This is a genomic window from Salinifilum aidingensis (assembly GCF_054782015.1).
Genome location: NZ_BAAGTH010000004.1, coordinates 153,083 through 177,397, shown reverse-complemented (window position 1 = coordinate 177,397; position 24,315 = coordinate 153,083). Strand labels below are relative to the sequence as shown.

Sequence of the window (24,315 nt, the reverse complement as noted above, 5' to 3'; positions counted from 1 at the left end):
CCCGGCACGGCCCGCGACGACGAAAGGCCGGCCCGGGCGCAGCCGGGCCGGCCGAGGGAGGTGCCGCGGAAGAGCGGCGGGAGCGAGCCGCTACGACTCCTCGGTGACGCTGACGGCGGACTCGCCGCGGGTGCGCAGCTGCCACGCGCGCCTGAAGGCGATCGCGGCCTCGACGACCATCCACAGCGCCAGCAGGAAGATGACCGCGTCCAGCGGAGCCAGGAAGAACACCTGCAGCGGATCGTCCGCCGCGAGGAACTGGCCGAACTGGACCACCAGTGCCCACGAGGTCATGATCACGAGGAACACCCAGGGCACGAGGATCGCGACCGGATTGCGGCCGCTCTTGGTCACCCACACCGCGATCACGGCCAGCGCCAGGCCGGCGGTGAGCTGGTTGGTGGTGCCGAACAGCTGCCACAGCGTGCCGAACGCGAAATCCCCCGGGAGCAGCGCGATCACCAGCGGAAGCAGCACCGCGACGAAGGTCGCCGCGGTCAGGTTGCGGGTCAACGGCCGGATCCGCGCCAGCTCGGCGATCTCCTGGACGATGTAGCGCTGCAGCCGCACCGCGGTGTCCAGACTGGTCGCGGCGAAGCTGATGACCACCAGCGAGGCGAAGATCGTGCCGATGCCCACCGGAGCGCCGAGGTTGGTGGCGAACTGGGCCACGCCGTCGACGAAGTAGCCGGTTGCCCCGTCGGAGGCCTGGTCGAAGTTGGTGTAGAGCTGGTTCCACTCCCCGGTCGTCGCCGCCACGCCCGCCGTGCAGGCGAGGATGGCGCACAGGGCCAGCAGCCCCTCGCCGGAGGAGGCCAGGTATCCCACGTAGCGGGCGTCGGTCTCCTTGTTCAGCTGCTTCGCCGTCGTTCCCGAGCCGACGAGGCTGTGGAACCCGGACACGGCGCCGCAGGCGATGGTGACGAACAGCAGCGGGAACCACGGCGGCGAGTCCGCGGGCACGTCGTTGACCGCCGGGGCGACGATGCTGTTCCAACCGACGGCGACGCCGAGGATGATCACGGCCAGCGCCAGCACCATCTGCATCTGGTTGATGTAGTCGCGCGGCTGCAGCAACGTCCACACCGGCAGCCGCGAGGCGAAGAAGGTGTAGGCGAAGATCAGCACGATCCACAGCGTCTCGGCGTCGAGGCCGATCGCACCCGCCAGCGGATCGATCGTGATGGGCCACATCTGCCCCACGGGGATGCTCAGGTAGATCAGCACCATCGCGAGCACGGCGGGCACGAGCGCCGTGGTGCGCTTGCGGTAGACGTACTGCCCCACGCCGATCGCGAACGGCACGGTGAGCAGGACCGGGAGCACCGCCTCCGCGTTCTCCGTGAACAGCTGCGCGATGACCACGGCGAACACCGCGTTGACCATCGTCAGCAGGAAGAAGATGATCAGCAGGAACAGCGTCCGCGCGCGACGCGTGATGATCTCGCTGGTCAGCGTGCCGATGCTGCGCGCGCGGTGCCGCACCGAGATCACCAGCGAGCCGAAGTCGTGCACTCCGGCGGCGAAGATCGTGCCGAACACCACCCACAGCAGCGCCGGGCCCCACCCCCAGAACACCGCCGTCGCCGGACCGACGATCGGCGCGGCGCCCGCCACCGAGATGAAGTGGTGGCTGAACACGATGTGCTTGTTGGTGGGGACGAAATCCACCCCGTCCTGGTAGGTGTGGGCCGGGGTGACGACGTTCGGGTCGAGCGCGTAGACGCGCTTGGCCAGGTACGCCGAGTAGTAGCGGTAGGCCAGTGCGAGTGCCGCGATCGCGGCCACCAGCACGACGACTGCGGGCATGGAATTCCTCGTATCGCACTGCGGTTGTCGGGAATCCCCCCGGGACCGTGCTCGCGCGCCTCGGCCCGGCGCAGTCGTCCTGGGAGGACCGGCTAGAGTTCGCCTGAGAAGGTAGCAACTCACAGCGCCGAGACATAGGTTTCATGGCCGAGGAGATGGTTGCGGCTTGGTCTCAGGCCGCCACGGCGGAGATCCTGTGGACCACGCCGAGCGGGGCGCGCGGGATGCCCGTCGTGCCGCTGACGTGGCCCGAGCGGCGCGCGCCGTGCGCCGCCGTGCCGCTGTCCCAGCTGGACGAAGTGGATTCCCTGCCACGCTGCGCCGCGTTCGCCGTCCACACGCGCGGCGAACCCGCGGCGACGCTGGTGGCGACCGGCCGCGTCGAGGTCCGGTGGGACCTCGACGGTGCGGAGTTCGTCGAGCACCTCCTCGGGCAGGAAGTGGCGAAGCACCCGCCGACGCGGCTGCGCGCGGACAGCATCATGGCCCGCCGGGAGAACTGGTGGTGGGTCCCGCGCGCGCTGGTCACGCTCGCCGAGAACGCGCGCGTGACCGCGCTACCGGCGCGCACCCGCGCCGAGGACGCGCTGCTCGTGCGGCAACCGTCCGGCACCGCTGAGACCGAACCCCGCACCACCGTCGTCACCGCCGCGCACTGGCCGGACCCGGGGCAGGACTCCCGCGTCGAGCTGTGGCCGCGCGACGGCACCGCGCTCGACGGCCGGGGCGAAGCCGCGCTCGTGCTCGGGCACCGGCACAGCCCCGATTTCGAGCGCTGGGAGCGCTGGTACCGCAGCGGCGCGGTGCACCGCGAAGCGCTGCACGTCTGGGCCGGCGACGGCGCACCGCGCCCCGGCGACGAAGTCCCCGGCGCCGCCGAACCGTTCGGGCTGGTCGACCGGCTGCTGCACCACCGCCGCGTGGCGAAGGCCTGCAAGGCGGGCATCGCCCGCGCGGAGAGGCGGTAGCGCTCGACCGCTCCGGCTGCGCCGCGTCGCCCCCGAACGTCGCAACCAACCGTTTATCGGCAGCACCCTGGTCCGCGACCGCCATCGTCTGTACTGTGTCCGATTGTCAACAAAACAACAGAAAATCGCGGGTGAACACACGGATCGGCCGGCGAGCTTCCTCGCTGATCGACTCACGCAAGGGGCGTGATCATGGCCTCCGAACAACCAACCAGCGGTGGCACAGCAGACACCGACGAGTTGCCGAAAGGGGTGCTGCGGCGCGCGATCGGCGCGTCCGCGCTGGGCAACGCCACGGAATGGTACGACTACGGGATCTACGCCGTTCTCACCCTCTACATCGAATCCGCGCTGTTCCCCCAGGGTGAGAACACCATCGGTTGGGTGCTGGCGGCGTTCGCCGTCTCGTTCATCGCCCGCCCGTTCGGGGGGCTGGTGTGGGGGCCGCTCGGCGACCGCATCGGCCGCCGCGCGGTGCTGTCGCTGACCATCATCCTGATGTCGGCCTCCACGTTCTGCATCGGACTGATCCCCTCGTTCGACAGCATCGGGATGGCCGCTCCCGTCGCCCTGTTCGGCATGCGGCTCCTCCAGGGCTTTTCCACCGGCGGCGAGTACGGCGGCGCGGCGACGTTCATCGCGGAGTACTCCCCCGACCGCAAACGCGGCTTCTACGGCAGCTTCCTCGAGTTCGGCACGCTCGGCGGGTACGCGCTCGGGTCCCTCATCGGCCTCGGGCTGCTCGTCGGACTCGGCGAAGGGGCCATGCACGAGTGGGGCTGGCGGCTGCCGTTTTTCCTCGCGGGCCCGATGGGGCTCATCGGCTTCTACCTGCGCCTGAAGCTCGAGGACACCCCGGTCTTCCGCGAGACGGAGGAGAAGAGCCTCACGAAGGAGAAGACCTCCACCCACCTGAAGGATCTCCTCTCCGTTTACTGGCCGCAGATGGCGCAGCTGTTCGCCCTCGTCATCGCGCTCAACGTCATCAACTACACCCTGATCGCCTACATGCCGACGTACGTCCAGGAGGAGATCGGCATGAGCGCGACCGAGGCGCTCGTCCTCGTCTCGGTCGGGCAGCTGGTGATGATGGCGTTCATCCCGTTCTGCGGGTCGCTGTCCGACCGGATCGGGAGAAAGCCGATGTGGTACATGTCGTTGATCGGCATGATCGTGCTCGCGATCCCCATGTACACCCTCATGGCGCAGGGCTACGTCTGGGCGATCGTGGCGTTCGCCGTGCTGGGGCTGGTCTACACCCTCCAGCTGAGCACCATCTCCTCGGCCTTCCCCGCGCTGTTCCCGACGGCGGTCCGCTTCGCCGGCTTCGCCATCACGTACAACGTCTCGACGTCGTTGTTCGGCGGCACCGCGTTGAACGTGAGCAACTACTTCATCGGGGTGACGGGCAGCAACATCTTCCCCGCCTACTACATGGTCTTCTCGTGCCTCATCGGGCTGGTGGCGATCTCCTTCGTCACGGAGACGGCCGGGAAGTCCATCCGCGGCAGCTACTGCCCCGGAACACCGGAGTCCGAGGCAGAGCTCGCGCACGAGTCGCCCGTCAACCCGTGACGGCGGCGACGGCGTCCTCCCAGATGCCGGCGGCCTCGTCGACGTGCTCCGGCTGGACGACGAGGGCGGGGACGAAGCGGACCACCTCGCCCCGCGGACCGCAGGTCAGCAGCAGGAGGCCGCGTCGAGCGGCTTCCTGCTGCACCGCCGCCGCGGCAGCCCCGTCGGGGTTGCCGTCGGCGTCGCGGAACTCGGTCCCGATCATGAGCCCCGGTCCGCGCACGTCGGCGATCCGGTCGTGCCGCGAGGCCACCTCGGACAGGGATCGCGCCAGCTGGTCACCGCGCTGCGCGGCGTTGTCCACCAGCTTCTCGTCCTCGATGACGTCCAGCGTCGCCAGCGCCGCGGCGCAGGCGACGGCGTTGGCCCCGTAGGTGCCGCCCTGCGAGCCCGGCCAGGCCCTGGCCATGAGCTCCGCCGGCGCCGCGATGCCCGACAGCGGGAAACCGGAGGCCAGCCCCTTGGCCGTGATCAGCACGTCGGGGCGGAGACCGAAGTGCTCACCGCCCCAGAACTTGCCGGTCCGGCCCCACCCGGTCTGGACCTCGTCGACCACCAGCTGGATCCCGTGCCGGTCCGCGCGCTCCCGCAGCCCCTCGAAGAACCGGGTGCTGCCGGGCACGTACCCGCCCTCGCCGAGCACCGGTTCCACCACGAACGCGGCGGTCTCCTGCGGTGCGCTGACCGTCTGCAGCAGGTGGTCGAGCTGGCGCAGCGCGAAGTCGGTCGACTCCTCCTGCGACCACCCGAACAGCGCGGGGTTCGGGAACGGCGCCACGTGAACGCCGCCCATGAGGGGGCTGAAGCCGGACCGGAACTTCGTGCCCGAGGTCGTCATGGAAGCGGTCGCCACGGTCCGGCCGTGGAACCCGCCCTGGAAGACGACGACGTTCGGGCGTCCGGTCGCCTGGCGGGTCAGCCGCAACGCGGACTCCACGGCTTCCGAGCCCGAGTTCGCGAAGAACATCCGGTCCAACCCGCTCGGCAGCACGTCGCCCAGCCGTTCGACCAGGTCCAGCAGCGGCCGGTGCATGACCGTCGTGTACTGGGCGTGGATGAGCGTTCCGACCTGGCGCTGCGCCGCCTCGACCACGCGCGGGTGGCAGTGCCCCGTGCTCGTCACGCCGATCCCGGCGGTGAAGTCGAGGTACCTGCGCTCCTGCTCGTCGAAGAGGTGGACGCCTTCGCCGCGGGCGGCGAGGACGCCGGTCGCCTGCTTGAGCACCTGCGAGAGCTCGGCCATGAGGAACTCCTTCGGTAGGATTGTCGACAATTAAACGGCAGAAGCGGTCCAGGACCGGGGGGGCGACACGGGCGGGATCGCGGATTTCCCCGGGAAGCAGCACGCCGGGACCGCTCTCCCCGACGCCGGCCGTCAGGCGTCCGGTCGGGAGGCCGCAGCCCCGGTGAGCCGTTCCACCGCGTCCTCCATGTGCGCGACCAGACGAGCGTCGCACAACGTCGGGTTCGCGTCCCGGAACGCCTCCGCGATCCCGCGGTGTTCGGCCACCCGCTCATCGGAGTGGCTGTAGGTCTCCTCGAGGGCGTGGATGCACATCCGGGTCTCGGTCAGCAGCGTCATGTGGATCCGATCGAGCCGAGGGCTCCGGGCCAGGTCCACCAACCGCTGGTGGAACTCGATGTCGGCCTCGGTGACGCCGCCGTCGTCCGCGCGCTCGGCCGCCTGCGCCATCTGCTCGGTGATCCCGAGCAGCTGCTCACCGGCCTCCCGCGGGTCGTGCCGGAAGATCTGCTCGGCAGCTGCCCGTTCGACCGCCGCCCGCGCGACGTACATGTCGTGGACGTTCTCCGGGGTCATGTCGACGACGAACAGGCCCCGGTTGCGGATGGAGACGAGCAGCCCCTCCTGCGTGAGCCGCTGCATGCCCTCGCGCAACGACCCCCGGCTGACGCCGAGCTCGCGCGCCAGCTGCGCCTCCCCGAGCTGCTCACCGGCGGAGAAGTGGCCGCGTCCGATCGCGGTGCGCAGCTTGTCCGCGATGATGCTCGGGGTCGACTCCCGCTCCAGCGGCTCGATGGTGCGACGGGAGCGGTTCATCGGGCACCCCCCTGGAACAGGGAGCCCGTGCCCGGCAGCTCCGGCACCGGTCCGAGCAGGCGCAACCCCTCCCAGACGGTGACCTGGTTGGCCGTGAGCACCGGTTTGCCGGCCGCGGCCTCGAGCTCGTCCAACCACGCCAGCGAGTGCATGGCGGTGTCCGGCACCAGCACGGCCTCGGCCCCGTCGCCGGAAACGGCGGCGACCAGCGCGCGGACCGCGTCCTTCTCGAGGGTGCCGACCTCGGCGGCGGTGACGATGTCGTTGCTGACCATGGTGGTGACCTCGATACCACCGCGGCCGAGGAACTCCCGGAAGCGGGCCGCCACGTCCTCGGGGTACGAGGCCGCCACCGCGACCGAGCGGAGCCGGAGGGCTCGCGCGGCGTTGACGAAGGCGAGGGAGGTCGAGGAGGCCGGCAGGCCGGCGGCCTCGGCGATCCCCCGGACCTGGTCGTGCGCGCCGTCCCACCCGAACACGAAGCTTCCCGAGGTGCAGGCCCACATGATCGCGTCCGGGCCCTCGGTGACCAGCGCCCGGGCACCGTCGTGCAGCCGCACGTCGCTTCCCAGGTCGAGCAGGGCGTCGATCCGGTGGGCGTCCTCGCCCACCGAGGTGTGCACCAGCGGTAGTCGCACCCCGCCCCCGAGCCGCTCCTCGAGCGCGGGGAAGTCGTCCTCGGCGCTGTGACCGGGGTAGAGAAGCCCCACGCTCGGTCGCGCTGCCGGGCCGGGCGCTTGCGGGTCTGCCATCACTCCTCCGGACCGATGCGGTTCGTCTGATTGTCGTCAATCGTACTCGTCCTCAACCGACGAGCAGTCGCATCGCCGCGAGCGCGTACGCCCGAGCGGCGAGGTGCAGCTCGTCGATGCCGACCGATTCGTCGGCGGTGTGGGCCTGCTCGGCGACCGACCCCGGGCCGAGGACCACCACGGGAACGCCGGTGTCGCGCTGGACGAACCCGCCGTCGCACGCGGCGGTCCAGCCGCCCACCGGATGCCCCGGTCCCCCGGCCGCCCGGAGCGCACCGTCGGTGGCGAGGACGAACCCGTCCTCGGGCGAGGTCTCGAACCCCGGCATCTCCATCGTCATGCGCGCCTGCGCGCCCAGTCCCCGCTCCTGCAGACCGAGCGCGTCCAGCCGCGCGGTCAGCGCCGCGAGCACGTCCTCGCCCGTCTCCCCCGGGAGCAGGCGGCGGTCGGCCTGCACGACGCACTCGGCCGGCACGACCGCCGTGCCCGTGCCGCCGCGCACCTGCCCCACGCTCCAGCTCGCGGGCCCCAGCAGCGGGTGCGGTGCCCGGCCGAGCTCCTCGTGCCAGGTCTCGAGCTCAGCGATGACGGCGGCCGCGCCGTAGATCGCGTTCGCCCCGTCGCTGGGGCGGCCCGCGTGGGCGGCGCGCCCCCGGACCGCCACCTCGGCGTAGGCGTCCCCCCGCGCGGCGGTGATCGTCTGCAACCCCGTGGGCTCGGCGACGATGCACCCGGTGAACTCGCCGCGGTCGCCGGAGGCCACGTAGTGCTGGATGCCGAGGCCGTCCTCCTCCTCGTCGACGACGGCGGCGAGCTCGACCGGGCCGGACAGCGCGGCCCCGGCCTCGCGCAGAGCGGACATCGCGACGACGCACGCGGCCAGACCGCCCTTCATGTCGGTGGCTCCCCGGCCGTACAGCCGCCCGTCGCGGACCGCACCGCCGAGCGGATCGACGGTCCACCCGTCGCCGATCGGGACGACGTCGGTGTGCCCGAGCAGCAGCAGCCCCGGTCCGGCGGGCTCACCGGTGCCGCCCAGCCGCGCGGACGCGTTCGGCCGCCCCGGCGCGACCTCGGTGAGCTCGCAGGGCAGGTCGCGGCTGCGGCACGCCTCGGCCAGCACGGCGGCGGTGGCCGACTCGCCGCCGGGCGGGTTCTCGCCGGGCGCGGCGAGGAGCGCCCGGGTCAGCTCGGTGATCTCCTCGGCGGAGATCAGGTCGAGCACCGCCCGCTCCTCCGGCGTCACCGGGCGTTCGGGGCAGGACTCATGCATGGCGCCCCCCTCCGGCGGCCAGGGAATCGATCGCGCGGCGCAACCGCACGACGCCTTCCTCGCTGCGCTCCGGGGTGGTCGAGGCGAAGCACAGCCGCAGCGCGTTGCCGAAGTACCCGGCCGGGGACAGCGCGGGACCCGGGATGAACGCGACGCCCTCGGCCAGCGCGACCTCGAACAGCTCCTGCGCGTCGATCCCGCTGGTCGAGTCCTCGTCCAACGTCACCCAGAGGAAGAACCCGCCCTCGGGGTCGGTCCACCGGGCGATGTCGCCGAGGTGCTCGTCGAGCGCCTGCTGCATGGCGACCTTGCGGCGGCGGTACTCCGCCCGCTGGGTCGCCAGGTGCGACCACAGGTGACCGCCGGCCAGGAACCCGGCGACGAGGCGCTGGGCCGGCAGGTTCGCGCAGGTGTCCATCGTCTGCTTCGCGTGGATCAGCAACTGCTGCAGCGCCGGGTCGGCGTCCACCCAGCCCACGCGCAGCCCCGGGGCGATGACCTTGGAGAACGTGCGCACCGAGAAGACGTGCGGGTCACCGCCGCCGAGCTCGCGCAGGGTGGGCAGGGGCTCGCCCTCGAACCGCAACAGACCGTACGGGTCGTCGTCGATCAGGACCGATCCCCAGTGGCGGGCGAGCTGGAGCAGCTCGCGGCGCCGGGGCAGCGACATCGTCGCGCCCGAGGGGTTCTGGAACGTGGGGATCGTGTAGATCACCTTCGGTGTGCGCCCGGCCCGTTCCACCAGGTCGGGCAGCTTCTCGACGACCATTCCCGCGTCGTCGACCGGCACCTCGAGCAGCTTCGCGCCGTAGGCCAGGGCGGTGGCGCTGCCGTTGGTGTAGGTCGGGGACTCCACGACGACGAGGTCGCCCGGGTCGACGAACAGCTTGAAGGCCAGGTCGAGGCCCTGCATGCCACCGGAGGTGATCGTCAGCCGGTCCGCGGTCGTCTCGTCGCCGGTGCCCGCCAGGGTCTGCAGCAGGGCCTCGCGCAGCGGCGGATCGCCCTCGGTGGCGCCGTAGTTGAAGGCGTCGGCCGCGTCGGCCCCCAGCGCCGTCCCCCCGATCTCGGCGAGGATGTCCGAGGGGACGCTTTCCGGCGCCGGGCTGCCCATCGCGAAGCGCACGACGTCGTGCGTCCGCTCGTTCAGCAGCGAGGTGCTCGAGTCGATGATCGAGCCGACGAGATCCTCGGCTCGGGCCGCCGTCGGGAGGCCGGTCGGGGGCTGCACCACGTGGCTCACCTCTTGGTGGTCAGGTCTTGGGGGAGGTCGGTGAGGCGTTCGGTACCCGAGTCGGTGACGACGACGGGCTCGGAGAGCTCGTAGCCCCAGCCGTCCATCCACATCCCGATGATGATGTGGAAGGCCATTCCCGGGACCACCACCGTCTTCTCGTCCGGGCGGAGGCTGACGGTGCGCTCGCCCCAGTCCGGCGGGTAGCCGATGCCGATGGAGTAGCCGATCCGCGAGTCCTTGCTCAGGCCGTGCCGGCTGATCACCGCGTTGCACGCGTCGTGCACATCGCTCCCGGTCACCCCGGGAACGAGGGAGTCCAGGGCCGCGCGCATGCTCTCGCGCACCGCCCCGGCGGTCGCGGCGAGCCGCCGCGGCGGCTCGCCGAGCACCACGGTCCGCGCCACCGGCGCGTGGTAGCGCCGGAACACGCCCGCGAGCTCGACCGTCGTCGCCTCGCCCTCGACGAACGTCCGGTCGGACCAGGTCAGGTGCGGCGTCCCGGCACCGTCGCCCGTCGGGAGCAGCGGGACGATCGCGGGGTAGTCACCGCCGTGCTCCGCGGTACCCGACGCTTGCGCGGCCATGACCTCGGCCACGACGTCGCACTGCCGGCGCCCGGCGACGACGCCCTCGAGCGCGACCCGCATCGCCCGCTCGGCGATGCTGCCGGCGACGCGCAGCTGGGCGATCTCGTGCTCGGACTTCACCAGGCGGACCCAGTTGACCAGCTCGCGGCTGTCGGTGAACCGGCAGCGGGGCAGCCCCTCCTGCAGGGCGTGGTAGGCCCGCGCCGGCAGGTGCGGGGAATCGCTCTCGACGGCGATCAGCGACTCGGCGCTGTCGACGAGCGCTCCGCTCTCCCGGGCGCGGGCGGTGACCCAGTCGAACGGGTGCGCGTCATCGCGGTGCACGAGGTCCTCGGGGTAGCCGTGGACCTGCTCCTCCGGGAGGCTCGAGATCGCGCTCGCCCCGCCGGCGTCCATCGCGCGCGTGAAGAACTGGAGCTCCCCCTCGGCGGGCACGACCAGGCACTGCGGTGTGTAGAACGACCACGCGTCGTACCCGGTGAGGTAGTACAGGTTCGCCGGTTCGGTCACCACGAGCGCGGACAGCGAGCGCTCGGCCATCGCCGCGCGCACCGCCCGCAGCCTGGTCTCGTGCTCGTCGGCCTCGGCACCGGGGAGGGACTCCCCCGCAGATGTCCGGGTCACGGGAGGCACCTGCCTCTCGGTAGTCGGATTGTCAACAATCGAGCGTAGAGATGATCCGGGAGCTCTGGCAAGCCTGCCGCTCATCCGGAAGCGGAGTCGGCGAGGAGCCGCTGCCCCGGCCCCACGGCGGGGCGCCCGACGGCTCGCAGGCTCGCCCACATCGTGGCCTGGTTCGCGGTGACCACGGGCTTGCCCAGCTCGCCCTCGAGCGCGGCGATGACGTCGTAGGTCGGGAGGTTGGTGCAGGAGACGAAGATCCCGTCGGCCTCGGGGCGGTCGGTGCGGCGCACGAGGTCCGCGGTCGTCTCGTGCGGGACCCGCCAGATGTGGCTCCGCAGGCCGAGGTTCGTGCACCCCACCAGGTCGAGGTCGCTGCCCAGGAGGTAGCTGCCGAGCAGGTCGGTGAGCTCGTCGTCGTACGGGGTGGCGGCGGCGACGCGAGTCACGCCGAGGTGCTTCAGCGCCGAGACCGCGGCGCCGCTGGTGGTCACCGCGGCCGGCGCCCCGGCGGCCCGCATGGCCTCGGCGAGCGCGCGCTCACCGGCGGTCCCGCGGATGAAGCTGCCGGAGGTGCAGGCGTAGGCGTGCACGGCGGCCTCGGTGGTGGCGAGGTCCCGCACGGCTGCGGCGACCAGCTCGGAGTCGCTGATCGCCGCGATCATCTCGGCACCGACGTCGGACTCGTGGCGGCGCGTGCGGGTGAGGTGCAACGTGACGTCCTCGGGCACCCACCGCCACAGCTCGCGGTCGAGCGCCATGTCGTGCGGGACCACTACCCCGATGCCGGTCTGTTCGACGAACCGCATCGTGCGACGGTAAGCACGCGCACCCCCCGGAGCCAAGGATTGTTGACAATCCGACTGGGTGTTTCTAGGCTCGCCGCAATGACCAGGGCTCACGCCAGTCCAGTGATCACGGTGCTGTGCACGCGAGCGGACGAGCGGCCACCGCGGATGGAAGCGGTCGAGGAGCGCGCCGAGGTCCGCTACACCGACTCCGCCGGGCTCGCCGCGGCGATCGAAGGTGCCGACGCGCTGTTCCTCTGGGACTTCTTCTCGACGGCCGTCAAGGACGTGTGGCAGCACGCGGACCGGCTGCGGTGGATCCACGTCGCCGCCGCGGGGGTGGACACGCTGCTGTTCGACGAACTGGTGGACTCCGACGTCGTCGTCACCAACGCGCACGGCGTCTTCGACCGGCCGATCGCCGAGTACGTCCTCTCCGCGGTCCTGGACCGCGCCAAGCGGACGCACGAGAACTACGACCTGCAGCGGTCGCGGACCTGGCGGCACCGCGAGACCGAGACGATCCGCGGGAAGAACGCGCTCGTCATCGGCACCGGCGGGATCGGCCGCGAGATCGCGCGCCTGCTCACCGCGGTGGGGATGCGGGTGCGGGGCGCGGGACGCGCGGCGCGCTCCGACGACCGCGACTTCGGCGAGGTCGTGGCCAGCGACGACCTGGTGGCGCACGTCGGGTGGGCCGACCACGTGGTGCTGGCCGTCCCGCTGACCGACCAGACCCGCGGGCTGGTCGGCGAGGAGGTGCTGGCCGCGATGCACCCCTCGGCGCACCTGGTCAACATCGCCCGCGGGCCGGTGGTCGACGAGGCGGCGCTGATCCGGGCGGTGACCGGGGGTTCGCCGGCCGCGGCGACCCTCGACGTGTTCGCGACCGAGCCGCTGCCCGCCGACAGTCCACTGTGGTCCACTCCCGGGGTCGTCGTCACCCCGCACATGTCCGGCGACGTCGCCGGGTGGACCGACGCGCTGGCACGGCAGTTCGCCGACAACGCGCTGCGCTGGCTGGACGGTTCGGAGCTGGTGAACGTCGTCGACCTCGCACGGGGGTACGTGCCGTCCCCGCCGGGGTCCGGCGCGGAGACCGGAACGGAGCGATCTTGAACGAGGACTTGGCCAGGGCGGGCGCCGCGGAGCTGGTGGCCGGCTACCGGGAGGGCGAGCTCTCCCCCGTCGAGGCCACGCGCGCGGCGCTGGAGGCGATCTCGACGTACGACCCGCTGGTGAACGCGTTCGTGCGGGTCGACGAGCACGGCGCGCTGGAAGCGGCGCGGGACTCGGAACGGCGCTGGCGCGCCGGCGAGCCGCTGGGGCCCGCCGACGGGGTGCCCACGTCGATCAAGGACATCCTGCTCCAGCGGGGAGCACCCACGCTGCGGGGCAGCCGCCTCGTCGACGGGACCGGACCGTGGCGCGAGGACGCGCCCGCGGTGGCCCGGCTGCGGGAGTCCGGTGCGGTGTTCCTCGGCAAGACGACGACGCCGGAGTTCGCCTGGAAGGGGGTCACCGACTCGCAGCGGTTCGGGGCGACCGGGAACCCGTGGGACGCCGGGCTGACCGCCGGCGGGTCCAGCGGGGGCTCGGCCGCGGCCGTCGGACTCGGCATGGGGACGTGGTCGGTGGGCACCGACGGCGGCGGATCGGTGCGCATCCCGGCGGCGTTCACCGGCACCGTGGCGCTGAAACCGACGTACGGGCGCATACCGCTGTGGCCGGCGAGCCCGTTCGGAACGCTGGCGCACGCCGGGCCGATGACCCGCTCGGTGCGCGATGCCGCCGTGCTGCTGGACGTGCTCGCCGGGTTCGACTCGAGGGACTGGTCGGCGCTGCCGGAGCCGTCCTCGTCGTTCCTGCAGGACCTGGACGATGAGGACGGCGGGCTGGAAGGACTGCGGATCGCGTTCTCCCCGACGCTCGGGTTCGGCACCAACGACCCCGAGGTCGAGCGAGCGGTCCGCACCGCGGTGGCGGAGCTCGCCGCTGCGGGCGCGGAGGTGGAGCAGGTCGACCCGGGTTTCGGCGACCCGGTGGAGGCCTTCCACGTGCTGTGGTTCTCCGGTGCCGCCAAGGTTCTGGAGCAGCACGCCCGCACCGGTGGTGCGCAGGCGCTCGAGGAGGTGGACCCGGCGCTGCGCGAGCAGGCCGAGGCAGCCGCCGGGTACAGCGCCGCGGACTACCTGGACGCGACGGCCGTGCGGATGGAGCTCGGGCGGCTGATGGGCGCGTTCCACGAGGAGTACGACCTGCTGGTGACCCCCACCACGCCGGTGGCCGCCTTCCCGGCGGACCAGCCCTGCCCGGACGGGTGGCCGTCGGCGCTGTGGACGAGCTGGACGCCGTACACCTACCCGTTCAACATGACCCAGCAGCCGGCGCTCAGCGTGCCCTGCGGCTTGACGAGCTCGGAGCTGCCTGTGGGGATGCAGGTCGTGGGACCGCGCCACGCGGACGGCGCGGTGCTGCGCGCAGGTCGCGCCCACGAGCGGCGCACGCGCTGGAACGCGGCGGTGCCGCGGTTGGCGCGAGCGCAGGAGACCCGCTAGTGCGGCGGGTTTTCGAGGACGTCAACACGGATCCGTTCATCGGGGAGGAACGCATGGCCCGGTACATCACGGTGCGGCTCGAGACGCGCGGGGTGAGCTGCCTCGCCCGGCTGCTCGACGACGTCGCCCCGCGGACGGCCGGCGCGGTCTGGGACGCGCTACCGCTGTCCAGCCAGGTGTTCCACGGCAAGTACGCGCGCAACGAGATCTACCACCTGGTCCCGGCCTTCGCCGAGGCACCCGTCGGCAAGGAGAACACCACCGTCACGCCGATCCCCGGCGACCTGTGCTACTTCACCTTCGACTCCGACGACCTGGGCAACCCGGCCTACGGCTACGAGGAATCGACGGGTCCGACGAGCTCGCAGATCGTCGACCTCGCGCTGTTCTACGGGCGCAACAACCTGCTCATCAACGGCGACCAGGGCTGGGTCCCGGGGAACGTGTTCGGCGCGGTGGTGCGCGGCCTGGAGGAGATGGCCGAGGCCTGCCAAGACCTCTGGATGGGCGGGGCCAGGGGCGAGACCCTGACGTTCGCCCGCGCCGAGGCGCCGTCGTCCGAGTAGCGGCCGGTTCCAACGGAGCGGACGGCGGGCACCGGAGGCCCGCCCGCTGTCCGCAGTGGTCTTCGCGCGCGCCTGCCGCGGCGGGCGCGCGGGCGCCGCCGTCACGCGCCGAGGTGCTCCACGACGGCCTCGGTGAGCGCAGCGGTGCCGTCCGAACCGCCGAGGTCGGGTGTGCGCACCGACGTGCGGGCCAGCACCGCGGCCATCGCCCGCTCGACCTCCGCGGCCGCCTCCGGGTGCCCGAGGTGCTCGAGCATCATCGCCACCGTCCAGATGGCACCGAGCGGATTGGCCACGCCCCGGCCGGCGATGTCCGGGGCGGAGCCGTGCACCGGTTCGAACAGCGACGGGAACTCCCGCTCGGGGTTGATGTTGGCCGACGGGGCGATGCCGATGCTGCCGGCGACGGCCGCGCACAGGTCGCTGAGGATGTCGCCGAACAGGTTCGAGCCGACGATCACGTCGAACCGGGCCGGGTCGAGCACGACCTTGGCGCACAGCGCGTCGATGTGCTCGGAGTCGAAGGCGACGTCCGGACGGGACTTCGCCACATCGGCGACCACCTCGTCCCAGAACGGCATCGTGTGCACGATGCCGTTCGACTTCGTCGCCGAGGTCACCTTCCCCCTCCGGGAGCCGGCCAGGGAGAAAGCGAAATCGGCGATGCGGTGCACACCGGCGCGGGTGAAAACCGCTTCCTGCACCGCCATCTCCTCGGGGGAACCGCGTCCCGCGCGGCCGCCGATCTCGCTGTACTCGCCTTCGACGTTCTCCCGCACGACCACGAGGTCGACGTCACCGGCTGCGGCGTGCCGCAGCGGGCTGTCCACCCCCTCGAAGACCTTGACCGGGCGCAGGTTGACGTACTGGCGGAAGTTGCGCCGGATGGGGATGAGCAGGTTCCACAGCGAGACGTGGTCGGGCACGGAGGGATCGCCGACGGCCCCCAGGAAAACGGCGTCGTGCCGGCGAATCCGCTCCAGACCGTCGTCGGGCATCATCGCCCCGAGCTCGCGGTAGCGCTCGTGCGACCAGTCGAACTCGTCGCGCTCGAAGGTGATGCCGTGGCGCGCGCCGACGGCGTCGAGCACTGCGCAGGCTGCGGGTGTGACTTCCCGGCCGATGCCGTCGCCGGGGATGAGAGCGATCCGGTGATGGGCCATGCTCCTCATCCCAGCAGGAGAACCGGCTGAGGTCCACCCGTTGCGCCCGCTCCGCGGGATCACCGGCGCAACCCGCGCACCGCGGCGACCACCGCCCCGGCGAGCGCACCGGCCGCGGCCACCGCGCCGCGGTTCCGGGACAACCACAGCTGCCGGCTCGTGCCGCGCGCGGAGGCGTCGAAGACGCCGTGCGCGCCGTAGTCCCGTCCGTCCGGTCCGTCCGCCGGTTTCCACAGGTTCGCCGCCTGCCACGGGTCCTCGACCTCGGTGTTCTGCTGCGCGGCGTGACCGGTGCGGCCGAGGTGGCGGTCGAGCAGCCCCGGCGCCAGGGCGTTGGCCAGCAGCGTGGCCGCGGTGCTGCCGCCCACCCAGCGCTCGCGCCGGTCCGGGTGGTCGGCCGCGTGCAGGACCCCCTGGGCGGCGACCTCCGGCTGGTAGATCGGCGGGACCGGTTGCGGGTGGTGCGGCAGCCGGTTGAGCACCCAGGAGAACTGCGGCGTGTTCACCGCGGGCAGTTGCACCATCGTGGTGCGCACCGCGCTGCCCTCGTGCAGCAGTTCGCAGCGCAGCGACTCGTGGAAGCCCTGGATGGCGTGCTTGGCGGCGCAGTAGGCCGACTGCAGCGGCACTCCGCGGTAGGCCAGCGCCGAACCGACCTGCACGATCGTGCCCCGGTCCCGCGGGCGCATGCGGCGCAGCGCGGCCAAGGTCCCGTGCACGAAGCCGAGGTAGGTGGTCTCGGTGACGCGGCGGAACTCCTCGGCGGAGATGTCGCGGGCCCGGCCGAAGACGGTGGTGAACGCGGCGTTGACCCACACGTCGATCGGCCCGAGCTCGTTCTCGGCGCGCTCCGCGGCGGCCTCGACCTGGTCGGCATCGGCCACGTCCACCGGGATGCTCAGCGGGGTTCCGCCGCGCCCGCGCACGTCCTCGGCCGCTCCGGCGAGTCCCCGCTCCCCGCGGGCGAGCAGGGCCACGCGCGCACCGCGCTCGCCGTAGAGGCGCGCGAGCGCCCGGCCGACACCGGCGCTCGCGCCGGTGATCACCACCGCACCGCTGTCACCGCTCATCTCCGGTCGCTCCGGTCGCCGGCGCGTTGCGGTCACTGCTGCCTGCCCCGCCCGGGCACGAATTCCTGGGCCTTGGACTTGATGCCCTCCTTGGCCACCGACCAGGCGTCCGGGTCTCCCCTGAGCATCGACGCCGCGACGTTCTCCATCTGCTCCCAGTTCGCCTGCGGCGGGATCGGCGGCACGGCCGGGTCGGTGACGAACTCGACGACGGCCGGGCGGTCCGCGGCCAGGGCCTGCTGCCAGGCGTCGTCGATGTCCTCCGGCCGCTCCACGCGCGCGCCCTGCATCCCCAGCATACGGGCGAACCCGGCGTAGTCGAAGTCGGGGATCTGCTGCGACGGCGGGAACTGCGGCGCTCCGGCCAATGCCCGCATCTCCCAGGTGACCTGGTTGAGGTCCTGGTTGTTGAAGACGCCGACGACCACGCGCGGGTCGTCCCACTCGGGCCAGTAGTGGGCCATGGTGATCAGCTCGTTGATGCCGTTCATCTGCATGGCGCCGTCGCCGACGAGCACGACGACCGGCCGGTCGGGGTGGGCGAACTTGGCCCCCGTGGCGTACGGCATGCCCGGTCCCATGGTGGCCAGGGTTCCGGACAGGGATCCGCGCATGTCACCGCGGAAGCGCAGGTGCCGCCCGTACCAGTTGGTCACCGATCCGGAGTCGGTGGTGACCACGGCGTTCTCCGGGAGCTGCGGGGAGAGTTCGCTGGCCACGCGCTCCGGGTTGATCGGATCGGCCCCGACCCCGGCCCGCCGGTCCATTGTGGACCACCACTCGCGCACGGTGCGCTCGACGCGCTCCCGCCACGTGCGGTTGTTCTCGTACCGCAGGCGGGGCTGCAGCGCGCGCAGCGTCGCCCGCGCGTCCCCGACGAGGTTCACCTCGAACGGGTAGCGCATGCCGATCATCGTCGGGTCGATGTCGATCTGCACCGCCCTCGCCTGGTCGTAGTCCGGCAGGAACTGGCTGTACGGGAAGCTGGCACCGACCATGAGGAAGGTGTCGCAGTCGCGCATCAGCTCCCACGACGGCCTGGTGCCCATCAACCCGGAAACGCCGGTGACGAACGGCAGCTCGTCGGAGAGCACGTCCTTTCCCAGCAGCGCCTTGGCGACGCCGGCACCGAGCGCGTCGGCGACCTCGGTCACCTCCTGCGCCGCGTGCCGCGCCCCCTGGCCGACCATGATGGCCACGCGCTCGCCGCTGTTGAGCACCTCGGCGGCGTGTTCCAGGTCCTCCTCGGCCGGCACCGTCGTCGCGCGGGACACGCCGAGGCTGGAGGGCACCATCTTGAACGCGTGCGTCGGCGGCGAGTACTCCTGCTCCTGCACGTCGGCCGGGATGATCAGCGCAGTGACGGTGCGCTTGGTCAGCGCGGTGCGCACGGCCCGGTCGAGCACGTTGGGCAGCTGCTGCGGCGCGGTGACGAACTGCGCGTACTCGCTGGCGACGTCCTTGTACAGCGCGTTCAGGTCGATTTCCTGCTGGTAGGCACCGCCGAGCGAGGTGCTGGTCTGCTGCCCGACGATCGCCACGGCGGGCACGTGGTCGAGCTTGGCGTCGTAGAGGCCGTTGAGCAGGTGCACCGCGCCGGGTCCTCCCGTGGCCATGCAGACACCGACGCGCCCGGAGAACTTCGCGTAGCCGACGGCTTCGAAGGCGGCCAGCTCCTCGTGGCGCGCCTGGATGAAGCGCGGATCGTCACCCGCGCGCTGCCAGGCGGCGAGCAGGCCGTTGATGCCGTCACCGGCGTAGGAGAAGACCCGTTCGATCCCCCATTCGCGGAGGCGGCGCACCAGGAAGTCCGACACGAGCTCAGCCATGCGATCGCTCCGAGTTCACCGGCGGGGTTGGTCCGGCATCCGCTTACCCGCCCCTCGGAGGGCTTAAACGAGCGGGGGTGCGGCACGGGGCACCGGCCCCGCGCCACCCCTGCTCGCTAACGCCGCAGGTCCTCGGTGGTGACCGGACGCCCCGGCAGCGGGCCGTGGGAACCGGTCCGCAGCCCGTCGAACATGATCGCGACGGCGCGGTCGATCCCCTGCTCCTCGGGACCGTCCGCGGCGGGGGGTTGGCGCAGTATGAGCGAGAACAGCAGTGCGATGTCGCCGGCGCTGACATCCGCCCGCACGCTGCCCTCGGCCTGCGCGCTGTCGAGGATCTGGGCGAGCTCGTCCAGCAGCGCATCGCGCAGTTCGCCGGTCTTCGGATCGCCCTGCAGGATCTCCCGCGCCCGCTCGGAGACGAGGGCGAGCTGCACGCTCACCTTGAGCTGGTGCGAGCGGTTGATCAGGCGCACCAGGGCGTCCCAGCCGGTCGCCTCCTCGGCGGAAGCGGCGCGCGCGTCCTCGAGCACCTGCGCGAAGCTCTCCTGCGCCACCGCGCGGATGAGCGCCTCCCGATCCGGGAACCTCCGGTAGAGAGTGCCGACGCCCACGCCGGCCGTGCGCGCGATCTCCTCCATCGGTGCGTCCGGCCCCTGCTGCGCGAACATCTCGCGGGCCGCCGCGAGGATCTGGTCGCGGTTGCGCTGCGCATCAGCGCGCAGTCGCGTTCCCGTGTCAGCCACCATCTCGCCCCTCCTCGTCATCACCGGGGAATTGTCCCACCCGTGCGCAGGTGGACGGAAACTTTCCGGATGGGTACCGTCGCGAGCACAAGCGGAAGAACATATTCCAGATATTTCGTTCTGGACGAGGTGGAACGATGACCGCCGCACGCCCCGCCACCCTGCCCATCACCCGCAGCTGCCCCTACGCGCCTCCCGCCGAGCACCGCCGGCTGCAGCAGGAGGAACCGATCGCGCACGTGACGCTGCCCAGCGGAGAAAGCGCCTGGGCGCTCACGCGGCACGCCGACGTCCGGACGGTGCTCACCGACCCGCGGTTCAGCTCCGACCGCCGCCACCCCGGCTTCCCGCGCCTGCTGCCGGGGCAGCGCATCGATCCGCAGTTCACCCCGTCCCTGCTCGGCATGGACCCGCCGGAGCACGGACCGGCGCGCCGGGCGGTGCTCGGCGAGTTCACCGTCAGGCGGATGGCCGCGCTGCGCCCGCGGATCCAGGAGATCGTCGACGAGCACATCGACGCCGTGCTCGCCGGACCGCGCCCCGCCGACCTGGTGAGCGCCCTGTCGCTGCCGGTGCCGTCGCTGGTCATCTGCGAACTGCTCGGGGTGCCCTACGACGACCACGAGTTCTTCCAGGCGCGCTCCTCGCGGCTGCTGAGCCGCACGGTCACGCCCGACGACCGCGCGCAGGCCCTGTCGGAGCTGCTCGACTACCTCGGCGACCTCATCGCGGTCAAGGAGCAGGCCCCGGCCGACGACCTGCTCAGCCGCCAGCTCGCCGGGTCCGAGGACCGCGAACAGCTGAAGAGCCTCGCGTTCCTGCTGCTCGTCGCCGGCCACGAGACGACGGCGAACATGATCTCGCTGGGCGCGATGACGCTGCTCGACCACCCCGAGGACCTCCGCGCCCTCCGGGAGGACCCGTCGAGGATCCCGCCGGCGGTCGAGGAACTGCTGCGCTACTTCACCATCGCCGAAGCGGCGATCGCCCGGGTGGCCGTCGAGGACGTCGAGGTCGGCGGTGTGGTGATCCGCGCCGGCGAGGGCGTGCTGGCGCTGGCGAACACGGCCAACAGGGACCCCGACGTGTTCGCCGACGCGGACGAGCTGGACATCGCGCGCGGTGCGCGGAACCACCTCGCGTTCGGCTTCGGCGCGCACCAGTGCCTGGGCCAGAACCTCGCTCGCGCGGAGCTGGAGATCGTGCTCGAGACGTTGTTCCGCAGGATCCCCGGTCTCCGCCCGGCCGTTGCGCCGGACGCGCTGCCGTTCAAGGACGACGCCACCGTCTACGGCATCCACGAATTCCCCGTCACCTGGTGAGGAGGGTGAACCATGCGCATCACCGCCGACACCGACCTCTGCGTGGGCGCGGGTCAGTGCGTGCTCACCGAACCGTCCGTGTTCGACCAGGACGAGGACGGCACCGTCTCCCTCGTCCTCGAACACCCCGAGGGCGAGCAGGCGCGCAACGCGCGGGAAGCGGTCGGCCTCTGCCCGAGCCGGGCGCTGTCCCTCGAGGACTGACCGCACCCGCGCGCGAGCGGCGCGCACCTGACCACCACCTGCCGGTGGCCGCGGGGGGGCGGCCGGACAGCACCCGGTGCTGCCCGCCGAGCTGGGGTGCCGGCTCGCGGTCGCAGCGGCACCCCGCTCGTCTCGGGCGGGGATCAGGAGGTGTGGTGCACCTCCTGCAGGTCGTAGACCGGGGTCGGGATGCCTTCGGCGCGGGCTTTCAACTGCAGCGCCAAGTACAGCGAGTAGTGCCGCGACTGGTGCAGGTTGCCGCCGTGGAACCACAGCCCCTCCTGCTGGGTGGGTTTCCACATGTTGCGCTCCTCGCCCTCCCACGGACCGGGGTCCTTGGCCGTGCCGGATCCGAGACCCCAGACCTTGCCGACCTTGTCGGCGATCTCCTGACCGACGATGTCGGCGGCCAGGCCGTTCATGGAGCCGAATCCGGTGGCGTAGACGACGAGGTCGGCCTCCGCGCGCGTGCCGTCGGCGAGCACCACTTCGGTCTCGGTCAGCTCGGAGACCTGCCCGTTGGCGAGCGCGATGCTGCCGTCGGCGATGAGTTCCGACGCTCCGACGTCGATGTAGTAGCCCGAACCGCGGCGCAGGTACTTCAGGAACAGCCCCGAGTCGTCGGCGCCGAAGTCGAGCTGGAAACCCGCCTTGTCCAACCGGTCGTAGAACTCGGCGTCCTGTTCGCGGATCGCGTCGAAGGCCGGCTTCTGGAACTCGGGCATGATCCGGTACGGAATCGACGCGAACGTCAGGTCCGCGGTCCGGGTGTCGATGCCGGAGGCGACGGCTTCCTCGGAGTACAGCGGTCCCAGGCAGTGCTCCATCAGCGAGTCGGAGCGGACGACGTGCGTGGAGGAGCGCTGCACCATCGTCACCTCGGCACCGTGCTCCCACAGCGCGGAGCAGATGTCGTGCGCCGAGTTGTTGGATCCGATGACCACCGCCTTCTTGCCCGCGTAGGCGTCCGGACCGGGGTGCTGCGTGGAGTGGTGCTGCTCGCCGCGGAACCGGTCCTGGCCGGGGAACGACGGCACGTTCGGTTTGCCGGACACCCCGAGCGCCATGACGAGCTGGCGCGGTCGCAGCGCCACCTCCTCGCCGGCCCGGTCCACGAGGAGCTCCCACCGGCCGGTGCCCTCGTCGTAGGTGGCGCTGCGCGCGGTCGTCGAGCTCCAGTAGTTCAGCTCCATGACCGCGGTGTACATCTCCAGCCAGTCGCCGATCTTGTCCTTCGGCGCGAACACCGGCCAGTTGTCCGGGAACTTCAGGTACGGCAGGTGGTCGTACCAGATCGGGTCGTGCAGCGCGAGCGACTTGTAGCGGTTGCGCCAGGAGTCGCCCGCGCGTTCGTTGCGCTCGACGATGATCGTCGGCACGCCGAGCTGGCGCAGTCGGGCACCGAGCGCGATACCGCCCTGTCCCCCGCCGACGATGACGACCTCGGGCTGGCGGCTGCGGCCGAGTTCGCGCAGCTCGGCCTCGCGCTCCTCCGCCCAGGTCGCGCGATCGGGGTTGATCCCGTGTTCGGCTCCTTTCGGCCGCCGGTGGTTCAGCGGTTCCTCGTGCCCCTTCAACTCGTCCAACGTGGTCAGAAAGGTCCACGCCAGACCGCCGACGAGCCGCAGGTGGGCGGTTCCTCGGCCGACTTCGGTCTCGAACGACAGCCACGCCTCGGTGGCACCGTCCGCCTCGGACGGTTCGCCGAGCACCGCGAAGTCGCGCGGAACGGTCCGCTCCAGCGTCGCGCGCAACATCGCGGTGATCTCGGCACGCCCTTCGACGGTCGTGATGTTCCAGGTCAGGGCGACGAGGTCGCGCCAGTAGCTGTCCGCGCCGAACAGCGCGGCCACGCGCTCCGCGTCGCGGGCGGCGACGGCCTCGGAGAACTCGGCGACCCACTGCACGACGTCGCCCCGGTTCGGGGCGTGCTCCACGGTCTGGCTCACGGACTACCTCCTGCACGGCGGCGAGCGGCGGCACCGTCGCGACCGCGGCGCTCGCCGTCACCGCGGATCGCGATCGCGTGACGTGCGTCATGCAGCCAGACGTCACCGCGGTGACGCACGGGTTGCAGGGGGTTGCATCCGACCGCGCGGTCCGGAGGACCCGCGCTCGCCTCACGCCGGGACGACGAGGACCTTCATGCGCTCGCCCCGGTGCAGCGCCCGGAAACCGGCGTCGACGACCTCGTCCATCGGGATGTGCTCGACCCACCCGGACGTGTCGTAGTGACCGCGTGCCATCAGATCGATGACCGCGGCGTAGTCGTGCGCGGTGTAGCACAGCGAGCCGCGCACGGCGGTCTCGCGCATGACGAGGTTGATCAGGCTGTTTTCCAGGGGTTTCTCGTAGATCGCCACCGAGACCATGTGGCGCCGGTGCTCCAGGCAGGAGATGCCGGCCTCCACGCTCGCCCGCACGCCTGCGGCGTCGTAGGAGGCGGCGGCGCCGACTCCACCGGTGCGCTGGCGGACGTGCGCGACCGGGTCGACGCGCCCCGGGTCGATCACGTCGTCGGCGCCCAGCCGCTCGATGGCCGCGCGCCGCGCGGCAGCGGGTTCGACCACGGTGATGTCGGTGACCCCCATGCCGCGCAGCGCGAACCAGACGCCGATGCCGATCGGGCCGGCGCCGAACACGACGGCGCGCTCACCCGGTTCGACCGAGCCGAGGTTCGCCGCGTGGTGGGCCACCGCCATCGGTTCCACGAGGGCTCCGAGCCCGGTGCCCACGCCTTCGGGGAGCACGTGCACCATCCGCGCGGGCACGACGGTGCGCTCGGCCATGCCGCCGTCGGACATGAGTCCGTGGAAGCCGATCTGCCGGCAGACGTTGTAACGACCGTCGCGGCAGGCCGGGCACGTGTCGCAGCGGTACAACGGCTCGATCGCCACCGCGTCACCGACCGCGACGTCCCGCACACCGGTGCCGACCTCGGTGACGGTTCCGGAGAACTCGTGTCCCATCACCAGCGGACGCCGCCTCCCGGTCAGCGGGTGGTCCTCGCCGTCCGGGACGAAGATCGGCCCGGCGAAGTACTCGTGCAGGTCGGTTCCGCAGATGCCGTTGTGCGCCACCTGCAGCTTGACCTTCCCCGGACCGCACTCCGGCTCGGCGACATCGGTGACCGCGATGTCCTCCCTGCCCCGGTACACCACTCCACGCATCGGGCACCTCCGATCCCG

Annotated in this window: 21 protein-coding genes; 7 read left to right on the top strand and 14 right to left on the bottom strand. The window is 71.8% G+C overall.

The annotated features are described in order from the left end of the window. Positions 1 to 90 precede the first annotated feature (90 nt). The gene (locus ACYVJE_RS07775) at positions 91 to 1,809 is read right to left on the bottom strand and encodes a carbon starvation CstA family protein (RefSeq protein WP_461143926.1); all 1,719 of its coding nucleotides are present in this window, start codon (positions 1,807 to 1,809) and stop codon (positions 91 to 93) included. A gap of 155 nt (positions 1,810 to 1,964) precedes the next feature. On the opposite strand from ACYVJE_RS07775, the gene ACYVJE_RS07770 reads away from it, so the two are divergent. Together ACYVJE_RS07770 and ACYVJE_RS07765 are read left to right on the top strand one after the other, a co-directional pair. Continuing rightward, positions 1,965 to 2,777: a hypothetical protein gene (locus ACYVJE_RS07770; protein ID WP_461143925.1), complete on the top strand. Its 813-nt coding sequence runs from the start codon at positions 1,965 to 1,967 to the stop codon at positions 2,775 to 2,777. Positions 2,778 to 2,969: 192 nt separating this feature from the next. Further along, positions 2,970 to 4,352, top strand: coding sequence for an MFS transporter (locus tag ACYVJE_RS07765; protein ID WP_461143924.1), 1,383 nt, complete (start codon positions 2,970 to 2,972; stop codon positions 4,350 to 4,352). On the opposite strand, the gene ACYVJE_RS07760 is transcribed toward ACYVJE_RS07765, so the two are convergent. The 7 genes from ACYVJE_RS07760 to ACYVJE_RS07730 all read right to left on the bottom strand — a co-directional run bounded on the left by ACYVJE_RS07760 (position 4,342) and on the right by ACYVJE_RS07730 (position 11,690). Beyond that, entirely contained in the window at positions 4,342 to 5,595 is a 1,254-nt protein-coding gene (locus ACYVJE_RS07760) for an aspartate aminotransferase family protein (RefSeq protein WP_461143923.1), read from the bottom strand. The two genes, ACYVJE_RS07765 and ACYVJE_RS07760, sit on opposite strands and share 11 nt — an antisense overlap. A gap of 132 nt (positions 5,596 to 5,727) precedes the next feature. After that, positions 5,728 to 6,411, bottom strand: a complete 684-nt coding sequence (locus ACYVJE_RS07755) for a GntR family transcriptional regulator (RefSeq protein WP_461143922.1) — start codon at positions 6,409 to 6,411, stop codon at positions 5,728 to 5,730. Beyond that, entirely contained in the window at positions 6,408 to 7,163 is a 756-nt protein-coding gene (locus ACYVJE_RS07750) for a maleate cis-trans isomerase family protein (RefSeq protein ID WP_461143921.1), read from the bottom strand. The genes ACYVJE_RS07755 and ACYVJE_RS07750 overlap by 4 nt, the downstream gene beginning before the upstream one ends. Before the next feature lie 52 nt (positions 7,164 to 7,215). Next, on the bottom strand, positions 7,216 to 8,436 hold the full coding sequence (locus tag ACYVJE_RS07745; protein WP_461143920.1) for a M20 family metallopeptidase: 1,221 nt from the start codon (positions 8,434 to 8,436) through the stop codon (positions 7,216 to 7,218). Next, a complete protein-coding gene (locus ACYVJE_RS07740) occupies positions 8,429 to 9,670 on the bottom strand; it encodes an aminotransferase-like domain-containing protein (RefSeq protein ID WP_461143919.1) in 1,242 nt (413 codons plus the stop codon). The genes ACYVJE_RS07745 and ACYVJE_RS07740 overlap by 8 nt, the downstream gene beginning before the upstream one ends. A 5-nt stretch (positions 9,671 to 9,675) precedes the next feature. Next, positions 9,676 to 10,884 carry a M24 family metallopeptidase gene (locus ACYVJE_RS07735; RefSeq protein WP_461143918.1) on the bottom strand — a complete coding sequence of 403 codons (1,209 nt, stop codon included), beginning with the start codon at positions 10,882 to 10,884 and terminating at the stop codon, positions 9,676 to 9,678. Between the two features lie 80 nt (positions 10,885 to 10,964). After that, entirely contained in the window at positions 10,965 to 11,690 is a 726-nt protein-coding gene (locus ACYVJE_RS07730) for a maleate cis-trans isomerase family protein (protein ID WP_461143917.1), read from the bottom strand. A 78-nt stretch (positions 11,691 to 11,768) separates the two neighbouring features. Between ACYVJE_RS07730 and ACYVJE_RS07725 the strand changes: the two genes are divergently transcribed. The 3 genes from ACYVJE_RS07725 to ACYVJE_RS07715 are packed head-to-tail and all read left to right on the top strand — an operon-like array spanning position 11,769 to position 14,793. Then, on the top strand, positions 11,769 to 12,788 hold the full coding sequence (locus ACYVJE_RS07725) for a D-2-hydroxyacid dehydrogenase (RefSeq protein WP_461143916.1): 1,020 nt from the start codon (positions 11,769 to 11,771) through the stop codon (positions 12,786 to 12,788). Then, complete coding sequence (locus ACYVJE_RS07720) at positions 12,785 to 14,227, top strand: amidase (protein WP_461143915.1); 1,443 nt, start codon at positions 12,785 to 12,787, stop codon at positions 14,225 to 14,227. The genes ACYVJE_RS07725 and ACYVJE_RS07720 overlap by 4 nt, the downstream gene beginning before the upstream one ends. A gap of 53 nt (positions 14,228 to 14,280) precedes the next feature. Beyond that, entirely contained in the window at positions 14,281 to 14,793 is a 513-nt protein-coding gene (locus tag ACYVJE_RS07715; protein WP_461144032.1) for a DUF3830 family protein, read from the top strand. A gap of 101 nt (positions 14,794 to 14,894) precedes the next feature. Here ACYVJE_RS07715 and ACYVJE_RS07710 read toward each other — a convergent pair whose 3' ends face one another. From ACYVJE_RS07710 to ACYVJE_RS07695, 4 genes are all read right to left on the bottom strand, one after another. Further along, positions 14,895 to 15,956: a tartrate dehydrogenase gene (locus tag ACYVJE_RS07710; protein ID WP_459156080.1), complete on the bottom strand. Its 1,062-nt coding sequence runs from the start codon at positions 15,954 to 15,956 to the stop codon at positions 14,895 to 14,897. Between the two features lie 59 nt (positions 15,957 to 16,015). Then, positions 16,016 to 17,026 carry an SDR family oxidoreductase gene (locus ACYVJE_RS07705; protein ID WP_461143914.1) on the bottom strand — a complete coding sequence of 337 codons (1,011 nt, stop codon included), beginning with the start codon at positions 17,024 to 17,026 and terminating at the stop codon, positions 16,016 to 16,018. Between the two features lie 32 nt (positions 17,027 to 17,058). Next, a complete protein-coding gene (locus ACYVJE_RS07700; protein ID WP_461143913.1) occupies positions 17,059 to 18,855 on the bottom strand; it encodes a thiamine pyrophosphate-requiring protein in 1,797 nt (598 codons plus the stop codon). Positions 18,856 to 18,971: 116 nt separating this feature from the next. Beyond that, entirely contained in the window at positions 18,972 to 19,604 is a 633-nt protein-coding gene (locus ACYVJE_RS07695) for a TetR/AcrR family transcriptional regulator (protein WP_461143912.1), read from the bottom strand. A 134-nt stretch (positions 19,605 to 19,738) separates the two neighbouring features. Between ACYVJE_RS07695 and ACYVJE_RS07690 the strand changes: the two genes are divergently transcribed. Then, the gene (locus tag ACYVJE_RS07690; protein WP_461143911.1) at positions 19,739 to 20,923 is read left to right on the top strand and encodes a cytochrome P450; all 1,185 of its coding nucleotides are present in this window, start codon (positions 19,739 to 19,741) and stop codon (positions 20,921 to 20,923) included. A gap of 12 nt (positions 20,924 to 20,935) precedes the next feature. Further along, positions 20,936 to 21,127 (top strand): ferredoxin, encoded by a 192-nt coding sequence (locus ACYVJE_RS07685; RefSeq protein ID WP_461143910.1) that lies wholly within the window; start codon positions 20,936 to 20,938, stop codon positions 21,125 to 21,127. Positions 21,128 to 21,270: 143 nt separating this feature from the next. Here the strand turns inward: ACYVJE_RS07685 and ACYVJE_RS07680 are convergent, their stop codons facing one another. Both ACYVJE_RS07680 and ACYVJE_RS07675 read right to left on the bottom strand, forming a co-directional pair. After that, positions 21,271 to 23,076, bottom strand: a complete 1,806-nt coding sequence (locus ACYVJE_RS07680; RefSeq protein WP_461143909.1) for an NAD(P)/FAD-dependent oxidoreductase — start codon at positions 23,074 to 23,076, stop codon at positions 21,271 to 21,273. Between the two features lie 171 nt (positions 23,077 to 23,247). Then, a complete protein-coding gene (locus tag ACYVJE_RS07675) occupies positions 23,248 to 24,297 on the bottom strand; it encodes a 2,3-butanediol dehydrogenase (RefSeq protein ID WP_461143908.1) in 1,050 nt (349 codons plus the stop codon). Positions 24,298 to 24,315: the final 18 nt, after the last annotated feature.